The organism is Enterobacter sp. UPMP701, from assembly GCF_053709515.1.
On the sequence record NZ_JBSKJN010000054.1, the window covers coordinates 1 to 550 of the forward strand.

Consider the following 550-nt stretch of genomic DNA (forward strand, 5'->3'; position numbering starts at 1 on the left):
AGCACCGCCGGACATCAGCGCTATCTCTGCTCTCACTGCCGTAAAACATGGCAACTGCAGTTCACTTACACCGCTTCTCAACCCGGTACGCACCAGAAAATCATTGATATGGCCATGAATGGCGTTGGATGCCGGGCAACCGCCCGCATTATGGGCGTTGGCCTCAACACGATTTTCCGCCATTTAAAAAACTCAGGCCGCAGTCGGTAACCTCGCGCATACAGCCGGGCAGTGACGTCATCGTCTGCGCGGAAATGGACGAACAGTGGGGATACGTCGGGGCTAAATCGCGCCAGCGCTGGCTGTTTTACGCGTATGACAGGCTCCGGAAGACGGTTGTTGCGCACGTATTCGGTGAACGCACTATGGCGACGCTGGGGCGTCTTATGAGCCTGCTGTCACCCTTTGACGTGGTGATATGGATGACGGATGGCTGGCCGCTGTATGAATCCCGCCTGAAGGGAAAGCTGCACGTAATCAGCAAGCGATATACGCAGCGAATTGAGCGGCATAACCTGAATCTGAGGCAGCACCTGGCACGGCTGGGACG

1 pseudogene is annotated in these 550 nt (G+C 56.5%); it reads left to right on the forward strand.

Annotated features, from left to right (window positions below):
- Positions 1-550: pseudogene (locus ACWKXT_RS24315) on the forward strand (IS1-like element IS1B family transposase); the annotation flags it as partial.